The 17,769-nt window shown below is 69.8% G+C and carries 15 protein-coding genes and 1 tRNA gene; 7 read left to right on the forward strand and 9 right to left on the reverse strand.

The genetic code is table 11. From position 1 onward, the window contains the following. The first annotated feature begins 51 nt into the window (after positions 1–51). The 4 genes from VT52_RS30345 to VT52_RS30360 are packed head-to-tail and all read left to right on the forward strand — an operon-like array spanning position 52 to position 3,390. Positions 52–660: a DNA methylase gene (locus VT52_RS30345; RefSeq protein WP_206306645.1), complete on the forward strand. Its 609-nt coding sequence runs from the start codon at positions 52–54 to the stop codon at positions 658–660. Then, positions 657–2,048, forward strand: a complete 1,392-nt coding sequence (gene repSA / locus VT52_RS30350; protein ID WP_046418854.1) for a replication initiator protein RepSA — start codon at positions 657–659, stop codon at positions 2,046–2,048. Before VT52_RS30345 ends, repSA begins: the two co-directional genes overlap by 4 nt. Next, positions 2,045–2,233, forward strand: a complete 189-nt coding sequence (locus VT52_RS30355) for a helix-turn-helix domain-containing protein (RefSeq protein ID WP_046418851.1) — start codon at positions 2,045–2,047, stop codon at positions 2,231–2,233. Before repSA ends, VT52_RS30355 begins: the two co-directional genes overlap by 4 nt. After that, positions 2,233–3,390 carry a tyrosine-type recombinase/integrase gene (locus VT52_RS30360; protein ID WP_046418849.1) on the forward strand — a complete coding sequence of 386 codons (1,158 nt, stop codon included), beginning with the start codon at positions 2,233–2,235 and terminating at the stop codon, positions 3,388–3,390. Before VT52_RS30355 ends, VT52_RS30360 begins: the two co-directional genes overlap by 1 nt. A gap of 55 nt (positions 3,391–3,445) precedes the next feature. Here VT52_RS30360 and VT52_RS30365 read toward each other — a convergent pair. From VT52_RS30365 to dnaA, 9 genes are all read right to left on the reverse strand, one after another. Continuing rightward, positions 3,446–3,522, reverse strand: a tRNA-Ile gene (locus tag VT52_RS30365). A gap of 88 nt (positions 3,523–3,610) precedes the next feature. Next, complete coding sequence (locus VT52_RS30370; protein ID WP_046418847.1) at positions 3,611–4,336, reverse strand: DUF3566 domain-containing protein; 726 nt, start codon at positions 4,334–4,336, stop codon at positions 3,611–3,613. A gap of 19 nt (positions 4,337–4,355) precedes the next feature. Continuing rightward, a complete protein-coding gene (gene gyrA / locus VT52_RS30375) occupies positions 4,356–6,950 on the reverse strand; it encodes a DNA gyrase subunit A (protein WP_046418845.1) in 2,595 nt (864 codons plus the stop codon). 42 nt (positions 6,951–6,992) lie between these two features. After that, positions 6,993–9,041, reverse strand: coding sequence for a DNA topoisomerase (ATP-hydrolyzing) subunit B (gyrB, locus tag VT52_RS30380; RefSeq protein ID WP_046418896.1), 2,049 nt, complete (start codon positions 9,039–9,041; stop codon positions 6,993–6,995). A 420-nt stretch (positions 9,042–9,461) separates the two neighbouring features. Next, positions 9,462–10,001 (reverse strand): DciA family protein, encoded by a 540-nt coding sequence (locus tag VT52_RS30385; RefSeq protein WP_046418842.1) that lies wholly within the window; start codon positions 9,999–10,001, stop codon positions 9,462–9,464. After that, a complete protein-coding gene (recF, locus tag VT52_RS30390) occupies positions 9,998–11,119 on the reverse strand; it encodes a DNA replication/repair protein RecF (RefSeq protein ID WP_046418839.1) in 1,122 nt (373 codons plus the stop codon). Before recF ends, VT52_RS30385 begins: the two co-directional genes overlap by 4 nt. A gap of 64 nt (positions 11,120–11,183) precedes the next feature. Beyond that, the gene (gnd, locus tag VT52_RS30395) at positions 11,184–12,059 is read right to left on the reverse strand and encodes a phosphogluconate dehydrogenase (NAD(+)-dependent, decarboxylating) (protein WP_046418837.1); all 876 of its coding nucleotides are present in this window, start codon (positions 12,057–12,059) and stop codon (positions 11,184–11,186) included. A 183-nt stretch (positions 12,060–12,242) separates the two neighbouring features. Next, entirely contained in the window at positions 12,243–13,373 is a 1,131-nt protein-coding gene (gene dnaN, locus VT52_RS30400; protein ID WP_046418836.1) for a DNA polymerase III subunit beta, read from the reverse strand. 1,134 nt (positions 13,374–14,507) lie between these two features. Continuing rightward, complete coding sequence (gene dnaA / locus VT52_RS30405) at positions 14,508–16,505, reverse strand: chromosomal replication initiator protein DnaA (protein ID WP_079175375.1); 1,998 nt, start codon at positions 16,503–16,505, stop codon at positions 14,508–14,510. A 362-nt stretch (positions 16,506–16,867) separates the two neighbouring features. Here dnaA and rpmH point away from each other — a divergent pair, with 362 nt between their 5' ends. Genes rpmH through yidD form a run of 3 tightly spaced genes read left to right on the forward strand, consistent with a single transcriptional unit; the run spans position 16,868 to position 17,769 of the window. Continuing rightward, on the forward strand, positions 16,868–17,005 hold the full coding sequence (gene rpmH, locus VT52_RS36275; RefSeq protein WP_003956500.1) for a 50S ribosomal protein L34: 138 nt from the start codon (positions 16,868–16,870) through the stop codon (positions 17,003–17,005). A gap of 21 nt (positions 17,006–17,026) precedes the next feature. Further along, a complete protein-coding gene (gene rnpA / locus VT52_RS36280; RefSeq protein ID WP_079175376.1) occupies positions 17,027–17,398 on the forward strand; it encodes a ribonuclease P protein component in 372 nt (123 codons plus the stop codon). Next, positions 17,395–17,769 carry a membrane protein insertion efficiency factor YidD gene (gene yidD / locus VT52_RS36285; protein ID WP_079175377.1) on the forward strand — a complete coding sequence of 125 codons (375 nt, stop codon included), beginning with the start codon at positions 17,395–17,397 and terminating at the stop codon, positions 17,767–17,769. Before rnpA ends, yidD begins: the two co-directional genes overlap by 4 nt.

Genomic DNA, 17,769 nt, shown 5'->3' on the forward strand with positions numbered 1-17,769 from the left:
ACGGCCCGGCCCCGCGTGCTCGATCTGTTCTCCTGCTCCGGTGGCGCCGCCATGGGCTACCACTTCGCCGGCTTCCAGGTCGACGGCTGCGACATCGCCGACCGTCCCCGCTACCCCTTCGCCTATCACCAGGGTGACGCCCTCGAATACCTCGCCCACCTGATCACCACGGGCGACATCGAGCGCTACACCCTCGCGCACGCCTCCCCGCCCTGCCAGGCCGGTTGCGCCCTCACCGTGGGCACCAACGCCTCCCAGGGCTGGGGTGGCACCCACACCGATCTCGTCGCCGCCACCCGCGAACTCCTCGACGCGACCGGACTGCCGTACGTGATCGAGCAGCCCAACGGCCGGGCCCGGATCCGCAAGGACCTGGCCTTGTGCGGGGAGATGTTCGGGCTCGGTGTGCTGCGTCATCGCAACTTCGAACTCGGCCGCTGGGCCACCGCACAGCCCGCCCACCCCCGCCACCGCGGCTACGTACGCGGACACCGCCACGGCGTCCGCCGCGACGGACCCTACGTCGCGCCGGAGATGCAGCACGCCATGGGCATCACCTGGACCGATGTCCGCGAAGAACTGACCGAGGCCATCCCGCCCGCCTACACCCGCTTCATCGGCCACGCCTTCCTGACCGCCCGCCAGGAGGTCTTCGCGTGACCGACACCGCCACCATGGCGGGCCTGGACCCGGCCACCCTCAACGACCTGCTGAGGCTGGCCGGGTCCACCGGCTTCGACCGCATCCAGGACCAGATCCGCCGCACCGGCGGCTGCACCGACCCGATCCGCCTCCAGGGCACCACCGTCACCCGCGACTGCGCCACCGGGCACGTCCTGCACTCCTACTCCACCAACACCGAACCCGGCGGCGTCCTCCGCGTCGCCTGCGGCAACCGGCGGGCCTCCCGCTGCCCCTCCTGCGCCTGGACCTACGCCGGGGACACCTACCACCTCATCCGCGCCGGCCTCGTCGGCGACCCCGTCAAAGGCACCCCCGACACGATCCGCGACCACCCGCGCGTGTTCGCCACCCTCACCGCCCCGTCGTTCGGCCCGGTCCACAACCGGCCCGGCAACCGGCCCTGCCGCTGCGGCACCCACCACCCCGAGGACGCCCCCGAGCTGGGCACCCCGCTCGACCCGGACACCTACGACTACGCGGGCGCCGTGCTGTGGAACAACCACGCCTCCGACCTGTGGCGCTACTTCACGATCTACCTGCGCCGTGAGATCGCCAAGCGCGCCGGCCTCACTCAGAAGGCCGCTCGCGAAGCCTCCCGCGTCTCCTTCGGCAAGGTCGCCGAGTACCAAAAGCGCGGGGCCGTGCACTTCCACGCCGTGATCCGCTTTGACGGCCCCGACGGACCCGACACCCCGCCGCCGGCCTGGGCCACCCTCGACCTGCTCACCGACGCCATCCGGGCCGCTGCCACCCGCGTCGCCGTCGACGTGCCCCCGTCCGGTGACGAACCCGCGCGCACGCTGCGCTGGGGTGACCAGCTCGACGTCCGGCCGATCCGCGCCTTCGGCGATGGTCAGGAGATCACCGAACAGGCCGTGGCGTCCTACGTCGCCAAGTACGCGACCAAGGCAGCCGAGACCACCGGCACCGTCGACCGGCGCATCGGCAACAAGGAGGCCCTGGCCCTGCTCGGCGTCCCCGACCACCCGGCCCGGCTCATCTCCGCCTGCCTTGACCTGCACGCGCTCTACCCGGACCGCAAGCTCCGCGACTGGGCCCACATGCTCGGCTTCCGCGGCCACTTCTCCACCAAGTCCCGCCGCTACTCCACCACCCTCGGCGCCCTGCGCCAGACCCGCGCCGACTACCGCGCCGCCCAGCAACGCGAAGCCCTCGGCCTGCCCGACCCCGATGACGAGGAAGCAACCACCCTCACCCTCGCTCACTGGGTCTACGCCGGCCACGGCCACACCCCCGGCGAATCCTGGCTCGCCGCCAACATCCGCCGCGACATCCAGCACAACCGCGAGATCGCCCGCGAGGAACTACCCACCCTGCTCGTCTTGGAAGGAGTCACCGAGTGACCACCGCCACGCCCGAACTGCTGACCGTGCCCGAGGTCATGGAACGGCTCAACGTCGGCCGGACCAAGGTCTATGACCTGATCCGCACGCGCCGGCTGGTATCCATCAAGGTCGACGGCTGCCGCCGCATCCCCGCCGATGCGGTGCGCGCCTTCATCACGGGGCAGATCAGTGAGGCCGCCTGATGGCCAAGCGTCGCCCCAACGGTGGGGGCACCATCGCCAAGCGCAAGGACGCTCGCTATCAGGGCGCCGCGTACGTCACCGACACGGACGGCAACCGCATCCGAAAATACGTCTACGGCTCGACCTGGGACGAAGCCAACGAGAAGCTCGGCAAGCTCCAGGAGCAGGAGCGGAACGGCATCCCGGTGCCCTCGCGGGCCTGGACGCTCGGTGAGTGGCTGGCCTACTGGCTGGAGCACATCGTCAAGCCGGAACGGGAGCACAACACCTACGTCAAGTACGAGTCCAAGATCAGGCTGTACCTGCTGCCGCACCTGGCCAAGAAGCCGTTGACCAAGCTCACGCCGGCGCAGGTCCGTGCGTTCATGGCCACGCTGAAGCGTGAGGAGGTCGGGGCCGCCACCCGATTCGAGGTGCTGCGGGTGCTGCGCAACGCCCTCAACCGGGCCATCCGTGAGGAGATCCTGACGCGGAACGTCGCCCTCCTGGTGGACATGCCCAAGGTGAGCAAGGACAAGGGCAAGGCGTGGAGCGCGCGTGAGGCTGTCGCCTTCCTGCGGGCGTCCCGCGCCCACCGCCTCTACGCGGCCTGTGTCCTGGTCCTCGTGCTGGGGCTCCGCCGCAGTGAGGTGCTGGGCCTGCGCTGGCAGGACATCGACTTCGAGGCTCGCCACTTCACCCCGGTCAAGCAGGTGCAGCGCGTCAAGGGAGTCGGCCTGGTCCTCAAGGACCTCAAGACCGAGTCCTCACAGGCGGTGCTGCCTCTTCCCGAGTTCTGCGCCCGCGCCTTGGAGGAGCGGCGGGAGCTGCAAGAGCTGGAACGGAAGATCGCCGGTGAGCACTGGTCGCAGGAGCCTGACCATGACCTGATCTTCTCCTCGGAGCACGGCGGCATGATCGACCCGGTGGGCTTCTCGCGGACCTTCGACCGCCTCGTGAAGCGCGCCGGCGTCCGCCGCATCACGGTCCGGCTTGCCCGGCACACCTGCGGCACCCTGCTCGCCTTCCTGAAGGTGCACCCCAAGGTCGCCCAAGCCATCCTGCGGCACAGCCAGATCAGCATGACCATGGACGTCTACACCCACGTGGTGGGCGACGACGAGCGGGAAGCGGTCGCGCTCCTCGCGGAACTTCTGGAAGACCCGCTCATCGGCTGATGTCAGCCATGGATGTCAAAGACCCCCAGCCGGTATCGACTGGGGGTCTTTTCGCTGGTGGGGCTAACAGGATTTGAACCTGTGGCCTCATCCTTATCAGGGATGCGCTCTAACCAACTGAGCTATAGCCCCGCCGCGCTCTGCGGTGTGTGTCCCGCGCGCTGACTCCTGAAGATTAGCGCACGACCACGTCAGTCCCAAAATCGGTCGCCGGGGAGGGTCACTCGTCCTCGGCGAGGGTCAGTTCGACACCGCCGACGAAACCCGCGGAGAGGTTGTAGATGAAGGCGGCGAGCGTGGCCAGCGCGGTGGCCAGGACGACGTCGATGGCCGCGATGACCGTCGCGAACATCAGGACGTGCGGGAGCGAGAGGAAGGACTGGAGGTCGAAGCCGTTCGCCTCGTTCGAGCCGGTCGCCTCCGAGATCGTCCCGCCGACCGTGGAGAACACGCCCATCGCGTCCATGACCATCCACAGCACCGCCGAGGCGACGATCGTGCAGATGCCGAGCGCGATGGAGAGCAGGAAGCTGACCTTCATCACCGACCACGGGTCGGCCTTGGCCACCCGCAGCCGCGCCTTACGGGTGCGCGGCGCGGTGCGCACCCCGGTGCGGGGGCGCCGTACCCCGCCGGCCGCCTGCTGCGCAGGGTAGGCCTGCGGCGGGTGGTACGGGCCGCCGGGCTGCTCGGGGCGCCGCTCCCCGGGGAGCGGAGACGACGACTGCGCCTCGTCGGCCGCGGCCGGGTCTCGGGTGTCCGTCACAGTTCCCCCCTGGGGTGCAGACGTGCCGGAGGCGTCCGCCGCGGACGCCCGTACCGGCTTCAGGTCGGTCGTATGCGGGTCGGTGGCCGTCCCCGCACCCGCGGCGGAGCCACGGCCGCCGCCGTCCGTCTCCGTACCCGTGGAGGTACCGGCCGATCCGGCGCCCGTGGCTCCGCTCACGATGACTCACTCCTCGTGCCTACTCGGCCGAGGGCGCCTCACCCTCGTCCGTGCCGGTGGCCTGGGCCTCCTCGGCGGTGATGTCGTCGGCGTCCTCGCCGTCGACCTCCTCCGCCTCGCGCCCCGCCTCGGCGTTACGTGCGATACCCACGACGGCATCGCGCTTGCCCAGGTTGATCAGTTGGACGCCCATGGTGTCACGGCCCGTCTCCCTGACCTCGTTGACTCGCGTGCGAATCACACCACCGGACAAGGTGATCGCGAGGATCTCGTCGGTCTCCTCCACGACCAGCGCTCCGACGAGCGAACCGCGGTCCTCCACGATCTTGGCGGCCTTGATACCGAGGCCGCCGCGGCCCTGGACGCGGTACTCGTCGACGAGGGTCCGCTTCGCGTACCCGCCGTCGGTGGCAGTGAACACGAACGTACCGGGTCGCACCACATTCATCGAGAGCAGCTCGTCGCCCTCGCGGAAACTCATTCCCTTGACGCCGGAGGTGGCGCGGCCCATCGGGCGAAGGGACTCGTCCGTGGCGGTGAACCGGATCGACTGCGCCTTCTTGCTGATCAGCAGCAGGTCGTCGTCGGCCGAGACCAGCTCGGCGCCGATCAGCTCGTCGTCGCCGCCGTCCTCGCGCTCGCGCAGATTGATCGCGATCACACCGCCGGAGCGGGGCGAATCGTAATCCTTCAGAGGCGTCTTCTTGACCAGGCCGGACTTCGTGGCCAGCACCAGGTACGGCGCCGCCTCGTAGTCCCGGATGGCGAGGATCTCCGCGATCGCCTCGTCCGGCTGGAAGGCGAGCAGGTTCGCCACGTGCTGGCCGCGCGCCTCCCGGCCCGCCTCGGGCAGCTCGTACGCCTTGGCCCGGTACACCCGGCCCTTGTTGGTGAAGAACAGCAGCCAGTGGTGCGTGGTGGAGACGAAGAAGTGGTCGACGATGTCGTCTTCCTTCAGCTTCGTGCCCCGCACGCCCTTGCCGCCGCGCTTCTGCGCCCGGTAGTCGTCCGTCTTGGTCCGCTTGACGTAACCGCCGCGCGAGACGGTGACGACGATGTCCTCCTCGGCGATCAGGTCCTCGATGGACATGTCGCCCTCGTACGGGATCAGCTTGGTCTTGCGGTCGTCGCCGTACTTCTCGACGATCGCGGCCAGCTCCTCGCTGACGATGCCGCGCTGGCGCACCGGGGAGGCCAGGATCTGGTTGTACTCGTTGATCTTCGCCTGGAGCTCGTCGTGCTCCTGGACGATCTTCTGGCGCTCCAGGGCCGCCAGACGCCGCAGCTGCATCTCCAGGATCGCGTTGGCCTGGATCTCGTCGATCTCCAGGAGGCCCATCAGGCCGGTGCGCGCGACGTCGACGGTCTCGCTGCGCCGGATCAGCGCGATGACCTCGTCGATGGCGTCCAGCGCCTTCAGCAGACCGCGCAGGATGTGCGCGCGCTCCTCGGCCTTGCGCAGCCGGAAGCGGGTACGCCGGACGATGACCTCGATCTGGTGCGTCACCCAGTGCCGGATGAACGCGTCCAGGGACAGCGTGCGCGGCACGCCGTCGACCAGCGCCAGCATGTTGGCGCCGAAGTTCGTCTGGAGGTCGGTGTGCTTGTACAGGTTGTTCAGCACGACCTTGGCGACCGCGTCCCGCTTCAGGACGATCACCAGACGCTGGCCGGTGCGCGAGGACGTCTCGTCGCGGACGTCCGCGATGCCGCCGATCTTGCCGTCCTTCACCAGGTCGGCGATCTTCTGCGCCAGGTTGTCCGGGTTCACCTGGTACGGCAGCTCGGTCACCACCAGGCACTGCCGGCCCTGGATCTCCTCGACCTCGACCACCGCGCGCATCGTGATCGAGCCGCGCCCGGTGCGGTACGCCTCCTCGATGCCCTTGCGGCCCACCACCAGGGCGCCGGTCGGGAAGTCGGGGCCCTTGATGCGCTCCATGAGCGCGTCGAGCAGCTCCTCGTGCGAGGCCTCGGGGTTCTCCAGGTACCACTGGGCGCCGGCCGCGACCTCGCGCAGGTTGTGCGGCGGGATGTTGGTCGCCATGCCGACCGCGATCCCGGCCGAGCCGTTGATCAGCAGGTTCGGGAAGCGGGACGGCAGGACGGTCGGCTCCTGGGAGCGGCCGTCGTAGTTGTCCGTGAAGTCGACGGTCTCCTCGTCGATGTCGCGGACCATCTCCATCGACAGCTGCGCCAGCTTGCACTCGGTGTAGCGCATCGCCGCGGCCGGGTCGTTGCCCGGGGAGCCGAAGTTGCCGTTGGAGTCCACCAGCGGCATCCGCATCGACCACGGCTGGGCGAGGCGCACCAGGGCGTCGTAGATGGAGGAGTCGCCGTGCGGGTGGTAGTTGCCCATGACGTCACCGACGACACGGGCGCACTTGTAGAAGCCGCGCTCGGGGCGGTAGCCGCCGTCGTACATCGCGTACAGCACGCGCCGGTGGACGGGCTTGAGGCCGTCCCGGACGTCGGGCAGCGCACGGGACACGATGACGGACATCGCGTAGTCCAGGTACGAGCGCTGCATCTCGGTCTCGAGCCCGACGGGCTCGACGCGCATGGCGAGTTCGCCGCCCTCTTCGGGGGTGACTGGAGTGTTCTCGTCGGCCATTGCTGGTGAAGATCCTTCCCTGTGCGGTCAGCTGAGACCGACTCAGATGTCGAGGAAGCGGACGTCCTTGGCGTTGCGCTGGATGAACTGGCGGCGCGCCTCGACGTCCTCGCCCATCAGCACCGAGAACAGGTCGTCGGCCTGGGCGGCGTCGTCCAGGGTGACCTGGCCGAGCACACGGTGCTCCTGGTCCATCGTGGTCACGCGCAGTTCCTCGGCGTTCATCTCGCCGAGACCCTTGAAGCGCTGGATCGAGTCCTCACGGACCCGCTTGCCGCGCTGGCGCCCCATCTCGAGCAGCGCGTCGCGCTCGCGGTCCGAGTAGGCGTACTCGGTGTCGTCCCGGCCCCACTTGATCTTGAAGAGCGGCGGGCGGGAGAGGTACACGTGCCCGGCCTCGACCAGCGGACGCATGAAGCGGAACAGGAAGGTCAGCAGCAGGGTGCTGATGTGCTGGCCGTCGACGTCGGCGTCCGCCATCAGGATGATCTTGTGATAGCGGAGCTTCTCGATGTCGAAGTCCTCGTGCACACCCGTGCCGAAGGCGGAGATGAGCGCCTGGATCTCCTGGTTCTGCAGGATCTTGTCGATCCTGGCCTTCTCCACGTTGAGGATCTTGCCGCGGATCGGGAGGATCGCCTGGTACTGCGGGTTGCGGCCGGACTTGGCCGAGCCGCCGGCGGAGTCACCCTCGACGATGAAGATCTCGCACTTGGTGGGGTCGTTCGACTGGCAGTCGGACAGCTTGCCCGGCAGGGACGCCGACTCCAGCAGGCCCTTGCGGCGGGTGAGGTCTCGGGCCTTGCGGGCCGCGACACGCGCGGTGGCCGCCTGGATGCCCTTGCGGATGATGTCCGCGGCCTCGTTCGGGTTGCGGTCCAGCCAGTCGTTCAGGTGCTCGTAGACCGCCTTCTGCACGAAGGTCTTGGCCTCCGTGTTGCCCAGCTTGGTCTTGGTCTGGCCCTCGAACTGCGGCTCGCTCAGCTTGACCGAGATGATCGCGGTCAGACCCTCGCGGATGTCGTCACCGGTGAGGTTGTCGTCCTTCTCCCGGAGCAGCTTCTTGTCGCGCGCGTACTTGTTGATCAGCGACGTCAGCGCGGCGCGGAAGCCCTCCTCGTGGGTGCCGCCCTCATGCGTGTGGATGATGTTGGCGAACGAGTACACGCCCTCGCTGTAGCCGCTGTTCCACTGCATCGCGACCTCGAGGGACAGGCTCTTGTCCTTGTCCTCCGCCTCCAGGTCGATGATGGTGGGGTGCACCGCCTCCCCCTTGCGGGAGTTGAGGTACTTCACGAAGTCGACGATGCCGCCCTCGTAGTGGTACGTGACCGACTTGACCTCGGCCTTCTCGTCCGCGCCCGCCTCGTCCGCGCCGCTGGTGGCCTTCGCCGACTCGCGCTCGTCGGTGAGCCTGATGTTCAGGCCCTTGTTGAGGAAGGCCATCTCCTGGAAGCGCCGGGACAGCGTCTCGAAGGAGTACTCGGTGGTCTCGAAGATCTCCGGGTCGGCCCAGAAGGTGACCGACGTACCGGTCTCCTCGGTGGCCTCGTGCTGGGCCAGCGGGGCGGTGGGCACGCCCATCTTGTAGTCCTGCGTCCACCGGTACCCGTCGGTCTTGACCTCGACGGAGACCTTGCCGGACAGGGCGTTCACGACGGACACGCCGACACCGTGCAGACCGCCGGAGACGGCGTAGCCGCCGCCGCCGAACTTGCCGCCCGCGTGCAGCACGGTCAGCACGACCTCCAGGGCCGGCTTGCCCTCGGACGGCACGATGCCGACCGGGATGCCGCGGCCGTTGTCGACGACGCGCACGCCGCCGTCGGCGAGGATCGTCACGTCGATGAGGGTCGCGTAACCCGCCAGCGCCTCGTCGACCGAGTTGTCGACGACCTCGTACACCAGGTGGTGCAGTCCGCGCTCGCCCGTGGAGCCGATGTACATGCCGGGCCGCTTGCGGACCGCGTCCAGCCCTTCGAGCACGGTGATGGCGCTGGCGTCGTACGAGGCCGTCGAGGCGCTGGCCTCGGCGTTCACGCCTGCGTCGGTGGACGGGATGTTCTCGTTGGGGTTGCCGGAATCGGCCACGAAGCGCCCTTTCTGGCACTGGCACAGCACGAGCCGGGCTCCTGGGGCATCCCCTCTGGGGGAAGGTCGCCGGAGCGGCTGCGGCATGTTGCGTTGGTAAGCCTTGATCAGCGTTGCTCAGCTTTTCCCGGGCGGTCCCCACGTTGGGGCGGGATTGGCTTCCAGTCTACCGGTAGCGCTGACATCGATGGGGGTTTGCCGGTACCTGAGTCCCCATGTGCCGCCCTGAACCGGTCTCGGCCGGGTACCGATATGCGGAAGGGGGCTCCAAGAGCCTCACAGCGGCACTCAGAGCTTCGAGCCGTCAACCCTTGGCTACTCCGGGGTCAGTGCGCGTCCCGCACCCCCGCGCACCGGGCCGTGCGCAGGGCGAACCCGCAGGCCAGAGGGGTGTGGGGAGACGCCGCGGCGTGAGGTACGTCACCCGTAGGTGTCGCCCGGACCCGTGCTTCCCGGGGCCCGCAGCGGGCCGTAGCGGCGGGCCGGGCCGCCGGGGCCGTGCACCTTGATCAGCCGGACCGTGCCATGGCCGAGATCCTCGTTGAGCCGCCGCACCAGCTCCGGCGCCAGCAGCCGCAGCTGGGTCGCCCAGGCCGTGGAGTCGCAGGCCACCACGAGCACCCGCTCGTCCTCGTCGTAGCGCTGCGGCACGCAGTGCTTGGCCAGGTCCTCGCCGACGATCTGCGGCCAGCGGCCCATCACCCCGCCCACGGCGGCCGGGGTCTCCCAGCCGCGCTCGGTGATCAGCCGGTTGATCGCCGAGCCGAGCGCCATCGGGTCGCGGCCGTCGGCCCGCGCCCCGGACCGCAGGCCGCCGCCCCGCCGGGCCTGCTTCTTCTGCCGGGCCGCGTCGCCGCGCGCGCGGGCCTGCTCCTTCGCCGCGCGCAACGCCACACGCGCGAGGTCCACCCCGGAGGGCTCGGCGCCCTTCTCGGCGCGGCCGTCCCGCTCGCCGCTCATACGCGTTCCACCGTCCCGCCCGAGACGGAGTACCGCGCCCCGGCCAGCACGTGCGGGACGTCGTCGTCCACGGCGGCGGTGACCAGCACCTGCTCGCCGGGCGCCACCAGCTCGGCCAGCCGCTCGCGGCGGCGGGTGTCCAGCTCGGCGAAGACGTCGTCCAGGACGAGGACGGGCTCGTTGCCCTCGGCGCGCAGCAGCTCGTACGAGGCGAGGCGCAGGGCGAGGGCGTACGACCAGGACTCGCCGTGCGAGGCGTAGCCCTTGGCCGGCAACTGGCCGAGTCTCAGGACCAGGTCGTCCCGGTGGGGGCCGACGAGGGTGACGCCCCGCTCGATCTCCTGCTTGCGCGTCTCGGCCAGGGCGGCGAGCAGCTGCGCGTACAGGTCGTCGCGGGTGTGGGCCTCGCCGGGCGCGGACGGCTTGTAGTCCAGCGCGAGCGGGCCGCCGCCGGGAGCCAGCTGCTCGTATGCCTTGTCGGCCAGCGGCCGCAGCGCGGCGATCAGGTCGAGCCGCTGGGCCAGCAGCTCGGCTCCGGCGCGCGCGAGGTGCTGGTCCCACACGTCGAGGGTGGACAGGTCCATGTTCCTGCCGCCGTGCCTGCGTGCGAGCGCCGCGGTCTTCAGGAGCGTGTTGCGCTGCTTGAGCACCCGCTCGTAGTCGGAGCGCACTCCGGCCATCCGCGGGGACCGCGCGGTGATCAGCTCGTCCAGGAACCTGCGCCGCTCCCCCGGGTCCCCCTTCACCAGGGCGAGGTCCTCGGGCGCGAACAGCACGGTCCGTACGATGCCCAGCACGTCGCGGGGCCGGCCCTGCGAGGACCGGTTGACGCGGGCGCGGTTGGCACGGCCGGGGTTCAGCTCCAGCTCGATCAGCTGCTGGCGGTCGCCCTGGCGGACCTGAGCCCTGATGACGGCGCGCTCGGCGCCCATGCGCACCAGCGGCGCGTCGGAGGCTACGCGGTGGCTGCCGAGGGTCGCCAGGTAGCCGACCGCCTCGACCAGGTTGGTCTTGCCCTGGCCGTTGGGCCCGACGAAGGCCGTGACGCCCCGGTCGAGCGGGACCTCGGCCCGCGCGTACGAGCGGAAGTCGGCCAGCGAGAGATGCGTGACGTGCATGGTCTGTGCGCCGACCTCCTTCCGCGCGACGAACGGGCTGTGGATCGCCGGGCGACCCGCTGGGCTACTTCTTCTCCACGGCGTGACCGCCGAACTGGTTGCGCAGCGCGGCGATCATCTTCATCTGCGGCGAGTCCTCCTGGCGGGAGGCGAACCGCGCGAACAGCGACGCGGTGATCGCCGGCAGCGGCACCGCGTTGTCGATCGCGGCCTCCACGGTCCAGCGTCCCTCACCGGAGTCCTGTGCGTAACCGCGCAGGCCGTCCAGGTGCTCGTCCTCGTCCAGGGCGTTCACCGCGAGGTCGAGCAGCCAGGAGCGGATGACGGTGCCCTCCTGCCAGGAGCGGAAGACCTCACGGACGTCCGTGACGGAGTCGGCCTTCTCCAGCAGCTCCCAGCCCTCGGCGTAGGCCTGCATCATGGCGTACTCGATGCCGTTGTGGACCATCTTCGCGAAATGGCCCGCGCCGGCCTTGCCGGCGTGCACCGAGCCGAAGTCGCCCTCCGGCTTGAGCGCGTCGAAGACCGGCTGCACCCGGGCGACGTGCTCGGCGTCGCCGCCGTACATCAGCGCGTACCCGTTCTCCAGGCCCCAGACGCCGCCGGAGACGCCGCAGTCCACGAAGCCTATGCCCTTGGCGGCCAGCTCCCCGGCGTGCTTCTCGTCGTCCGTCCAGCGGGAGTTGCCGCCGTCCACGACCACGTCGCCCGGCTCCAGCAGCTCGGCGAGCTGATCGACGGTCGACTGGGTGGGCTCGCCGGCCGGGACCATCACCCACACCACGCGCGGAGCGCTGAGTTTGCCCACAAGCTCTTCCAGGCTGTGGACATCCGCGACCTCGGGGTTGCGGTCGTATCCGACGACGGTGTGGCCGGCGCGGCGGATCCGCTCGCGCATGTTGCCACCCATTTTGCCGAGGCCGACGAGACCGAGCTCCATCAGTTGTGTTCCTTAGGGTCGCTGCTGGCGTCTGGGGCACGAGAGTGCCGCCCCGAGCCTAGACGGCCCCGCTCACGCACAGTTGTGGGCTTCGGCGCTCATCCGACGCCGTCCGGCGGCGGTGCCGGACGTCCTCGCGGACGCCCGGCACCGTGCACACCTGTGGACGACGGTCGGCCGCGGTCAGCCGCTGAGCCGCACCGGCATGATCAGGTACTTGTAGGCCTCGTCGGCCTCCGCGTCCAGCGCCGGCTTGCCGCTGAGCAGCGCGGGCTTCGTGGACGTCGTGAACGACAGCTGCGCCACCGGCGAGTCGATCGCGCTGAGACCGTCCAGCAGGAACGTGGGGTTGAAGGCGATCGAGATGTCGTCGCCCTCCAGCTGCGCGTCGACGCGCTCCACAGCCTGTGCGTCGTCGCTGGAACCGGCCTCCAGGATCAGCACACCCTGCTCGAAGCTCAGCCGCACCGGGGTGTTCCGCTCGGCCACCAGCGCGACACGCTTGACGGCCTCCACGAACGGCGCCGTCTCGATCACCGCGACCGAGTTGAACTCCGTCGGGAAGAGCGTCCGGTACTTGGGCAGGTCGCCTTCGAGGAGCCGGGTGGTCGTACGCCGGCCCGCGCCCTCGAAACCGATGAGGCCCTCGCCCGCGCCGGAGCCGGACAGGGCCAGCGTCACGCTGTCCCCGGCCCCGAGCGACTTCGCGGTGTCCAGCAGCGTCTTGGCGGGCACCAGGGCGACCGCGGACGCCTCCGGGTTCTCCGGCTTCCACAGGAACTCGCGGACCGCGAACCGGTAGCGGTCGGTGGACGCCAGCGTGACCGTGTCGCCCTCGATCTCGATGCGCACGCCGGTGAGCACGGGCAGCGTGTCGTCGCGGCCCGCGGCGATGGCCACCTGGGACACGGCGGCGGCGAAGACCTCGCCGGGCACGGTGCCGGTCGCGTTCGGCATCTGTGGCAGCGCCGGGTACTCCTCCACGGGGAGGGTGTGCAGCGTGAACCGGGACGATCCACAGACCACGGTCGCCCGTACACCGTCTGTGGAAATCTCCACCGGCCGGTTGGGCAGCGCACGCGAGATGTCGGCGAGCAGCCGGCCGGAGACCAGGACGGTGCCCTCCTCGTCGACCTCGGCGTCGACGCTCACCCGGGCGGACACCTCGTAGTCGAAGCTCGACAGGCTCAGCTGGCCGTCCTCGGCCTTCAGCAGCAGGCCGGCGAGCACAGGCGCCGGCGGACGGGCAGGCAGGCTGCGTGCCGCCCAGGCCACTGCCTCCGCCAGTACGTCGCGTTCCACCCGGATCTTCACCGTAAGCCGCCTCCTGCTGTTGCTTCTGAGTCCTCCGACTCGGTGTCACCGCCCATTGCGAAGGGAAGGACACCGGGGACCAGTCTGACGCACCGCACTGACAGTAGGTGCCCGTCGGGGTCAAGTCGGTCCGAGCGGCAGTCGGGCTCGAGACGGCGAGTTGTGCACAGCCCCCGCTTCAAAGCGATTGCCGAGCTCTCTCTAGTTGGGAGTAGTAGTAGGGCCTGTGGATACCGTGGATAACCACGTTTGCCCAGCTCAGCGCACGTTTTTTGTCCACCGGTCCTGTGGGTGGAGCCGGTGGACAACCCGGGGTGTCTGTGGAGAACAGAAAGTTCTGCACACCTCGCCCACAGGACGAGGGCAGTTCTCCCCAGCTGTGTCCCCAGGATTACCCAGGTTTCCCACACCCCAACCCGGCACCTTTGTGTGACGCCTTTCACTCGACGCGGTGAGAGGGTGCGCCGCGTTGCCGAACAGTGGACAGCCATGTGGAGAAGCCGCGTCACACTGGGGACAACCGCCCTCAGCCTGTGAGTTGTCGGTGGACAACTTCATGCACACCCTGTGGATCCTCTCGTTGTCCACAGCCTGTGGATCACCGTCATCCACGATTCCACAGCCACCTGAGCTGCATCGACGCGATCTCCCGGCGTTCCCTGTGGACACGCCTCGGGACAACTTCACCATCCCCACCATGTGGAAGGAAGAAAGTCCCCAAATCTGTGGAGGGCACCCGTAACCCAGCCGGAAATCGAACAGCCGGGGACGGCCGCGGTGGGAACGGGCCGTCCCCACCGCGGGCGGCCGCGCCATCAGATCGCCCCGGCGGTGGGCGGCGCCGGGCCGTCGAGGCGGCAGGGGTGGGCACGGGGGCACCGGGGCAGGCCTTCCGAGGAGGCTCCGGGTGGCGCCGGGGAGCGTCCCGAGCGGTGCCGGGTACGTCCCGACCGGGGGCAGGGAGCGTCCCGACCGGCCGCCCGCCCCAGGCCACACCCCGCGCCCCTTCGGAAGCCCGCACGTACGGCCCGCACGTACGAAAAAGCCCGCGCACGCGAAAGGGCGCCCCCGGGACCCTAGGTCCCGAAGACGCCCTCAGCGGCCGACATCCGGCCGGCCGGGCCCAGCGGCCGACTACCCGTTCTTGATCCGGTTCGTCAGCTCCGTCACCTGGTTGTAGATCGACCGCCGCTCCGCCATCAACGCCCGGATCTTGCGGTCGGCGTGCATGACCGTCGTGTGGTCCCGCCCGCCGAACTGCGCGCCGATCTTCGGCAGCGACAGATCCGTCAGCTCCCGGCACAGGTACATGGCGATCTGCCGGGCGGTGACCAGCGCCCGCCCCCGGGACGTCCCGCACAGGTCCTCGACGGTCAGCCCGAAGTAGTCCGCGGTCGCCGCCATGATCGCCGTGGCCGTGATCTCCGGCGCGGAGTCCTCGCCGCCCGGGATCAGGTCCTTGAGCACGATCTCGGTGAGCCCCAGGTCCACCGGCTGCCGGTTGAGCGAGGCGAACGCCGTCACCCGGATCAGCGCGCCCTCCAGCTCGCGGATGTTCCGCGAGATCCGCGACGCGATGAACTCCAGGACCTCCGGCGGCGCGTTGAGCTGCTCCTGGACCGCCTTCTTGCGCAGGATCGCGATCCGCGTCTCCAGCTCGGGCGGCTGCACGTCGGTGATCAGGCCCCACTCGAAGCGGTTGCGCAGCCGGTCCTCCAGCGTGACCAGCTGCTTGGGCGGCCGGTCGCTGGAGAGCACGATCTGCTTGTTGGCGTTGTGGAGCGTGTTGAAGGTGTGGAAGAACTCCTCCTGCGTCGACTCCTTGTCCGCGAGGAACTGGATGTCGTCGACGAGCAGGATGTCCATCTCGCGGTACCGCTTGCGGAAGCTGTCGCCCTTGCCGTCGCGGATCGAGTTGATGAACTCGTTGGTGAACTCCTCCGAGCTGACGTACCGCACCCGCGTGCCCGGGTAGAGACTGCGCGCGTAGTGCCCGATGGCATGCAGCAGATGGGTCTTGCCGAGACCCGACTCCCCGTAGATGAACAGGGGGTTGTACGCCTTCGCCGGCGCCTCCGCGACCGCCACCGCGGCCGCGTGCGCGAACCGGTTGGACGCGCCGATGACGAACGTGTCGAAGAGGTACTTCGGGTTCAGCCGCGCCGTCGGTTCACCGGGACCGCTCGGGGGCCCGGGTTTGGCGGCCGACGGCCCGGACGTGCCCGCCGGGGAGCCGTCCGGCCGGCCGGTGCCGCCGCGGTGCGCGGGGCCGCCGCCCATCGGCTGCTCGGGCAGCTCACGGCGGACCGGGTCGCGCTGGTCGTACTCGGTGCGCGAGGTCTCGTAGTCGGAGCGGCCGTAGTCGGGGCGCTCGTACTCGGAGCGCGGCTTGTCGTAGTCAGGGCGCGACGGCTCGTACTCCCCGTGCTCGCCCCGTTCCCCGCGGTCGGCGCGCTCGCGCGGGCCGTCGTACTCACCGCGCTGCTGCTCGTACGACGGCCGGTCCATGCCCTGCTGGCGGTAGTCGTGGACCGGCGGCCCGTAGGGGTCCTGGGGGCGCGGGTGGGAGGACGGCGAGGCGTACGGGTCGCGCTCGGGGAAGCCGAGCCGCTGCTGCTGCCAGCCGTAGTCGTCCTGTCCGCCGCGCGGCCAGGCGCCGGGCTCCGGACGCTGGTACTCGGCGGGGTAGGCCGGGCGCACGGTGGGCAACTGGTCGCCGCGCGAGGCCGGTTCGCCGCCCGGGTGCTGGTCCGCGCGGTGGCGGCCGTAGCCCTCGTACGACGGACCGGAGGGCAGCTCGGGCTCCTCGTAGCGCGAGGGAGCCGGCTGCGGCGCGCTCGAGGCCGGGGGCTCGCCCGCGGAGTCGTCGACGGTGATCGCGATGCGGATGGGGCGGCCGCACTCGCGGCTCAGCGTCTCGCTGACGATCGGTGCGAGACGGCCCTCCAGCACGTTCTTCGCGAATTCGTTCGGCACGGCGAGCAGAGCGGTGTCCGCGACCAGCGCGAGCGGCTGGCAGCGGCGGATCCAGTGTTCGTCCTTGACCTCGACACCCTGACCGCGGCCCTCCCCGAGGAGCTGCTCCAGTACGCGTGGCCACACTGCGGCAAGATCGGCAGGTACGTCAGCCACAGGGCACGCTCTCTCACGGGATGAATTTCGGTTGGTCGGCGGGGCAAACCCGCCGGGGCGGGGGACAAAAGAACGAATCGGAGTCCAGCCACGGTAGTCAGCGCGGCCGGTAGGGTTCAAGTTGTTGTCCCCAGCCTGTGGACAGTGTCTCCCAGCGGCACTCGGTTTGACCGGATGGCGTAGCCCCGCGTACCGTAACCAGGTCGAGTTGTCGATGGCTGCTGCCGCCTGCCTCCGATGGGCACAGATCGCGTCAGGTGATCGGGAAGCGGTGCAATCGGGCGTGACGCGAGCTACTCGTGGGCGCACGGTGACAGCCAGGACGGCACCCCGCCACTACCGATTCTTTCTGGAGCCCCCGAGTGAGCAAGCGCACCTTCCAGCCGAACAACCGTCGTCGCGCGAAGACCCACGGCTTCCGGCTGCGTATGCGTACCCGTGCCGGCCGCGCGATTCTCGCGTCCCGCCGTAGCAAGGGTCGCGCCCGTCTGTCCGCCTGATCCCGGTCAGGTCATGACATCGTGCTGCCCACCGAGAACCGGCTGAGGCGGCGCGAGGACTTCGCGACCGCTGTACGACGAGGTCGCCGGGCTGGTCGCCCGAGCCTCGTCGTCCACCTTCGTAGCGGTGCCACGGACCCGCACGCGCCTGGGGAGAGCGCTCCTCCGACGCGTGCGGGTTTCGTCGTGAGCAAGGCCGTGGGTGGCGCGGTCGTGCGCAACAAAGTGAAGCGCAGACTGCGTCATCTGATGCGTGACCGAGTCGCACTTTTTCCCCCCGGTAGCCTGGTAGTGGTACGAGCGCTGCCCGGGGCGGGCGACGCCGACCATGCACAGCTGGCCCAAGACCTGGATGCCGCCCTACGGCGGCTACTGGGAGGGGGCACGCGATGAAGTACCCGCTACTGGCTCTGATCAAGCTGTACCAGTGGACGATCAGTCCATTGCTCGGGCCGGTGTGCAAGTACTACCCGTCGTGCTCCCATTACGGCTACACGGCCATCGACCGGCATGGTGCGATCAAGGGCACGGCACTCACCGCCTGGCGCATCCTCCGGTGCAATCCGTGGTCGCTGGGCGGTGTGGACCATGTTCCGCCGCGCAAGCGTCCGCGGTGGCACGAAATGCTGCGTGACGCCTGGCGCGCACGCCGGGGCGGGCCCTCCGCCGCCGAACCGGCCACCGAAGCGAAGCCCGGGGACCCAGTCCCCGAACTTCCTCCGGGCCCGGCCGCAGAGACCTCGTCCCATGCCCAAGGAGCATGA

Origin of the sequence: Streptomyces malaysiense, from assembly GCF_000980885.2 — a bacterium.
GTDB lineage: Bacteria > Actinomycetota > Actinomycetes > Streptomycetales > Streptomycetaceae > Streptomyces > Streptomyces malaysiense.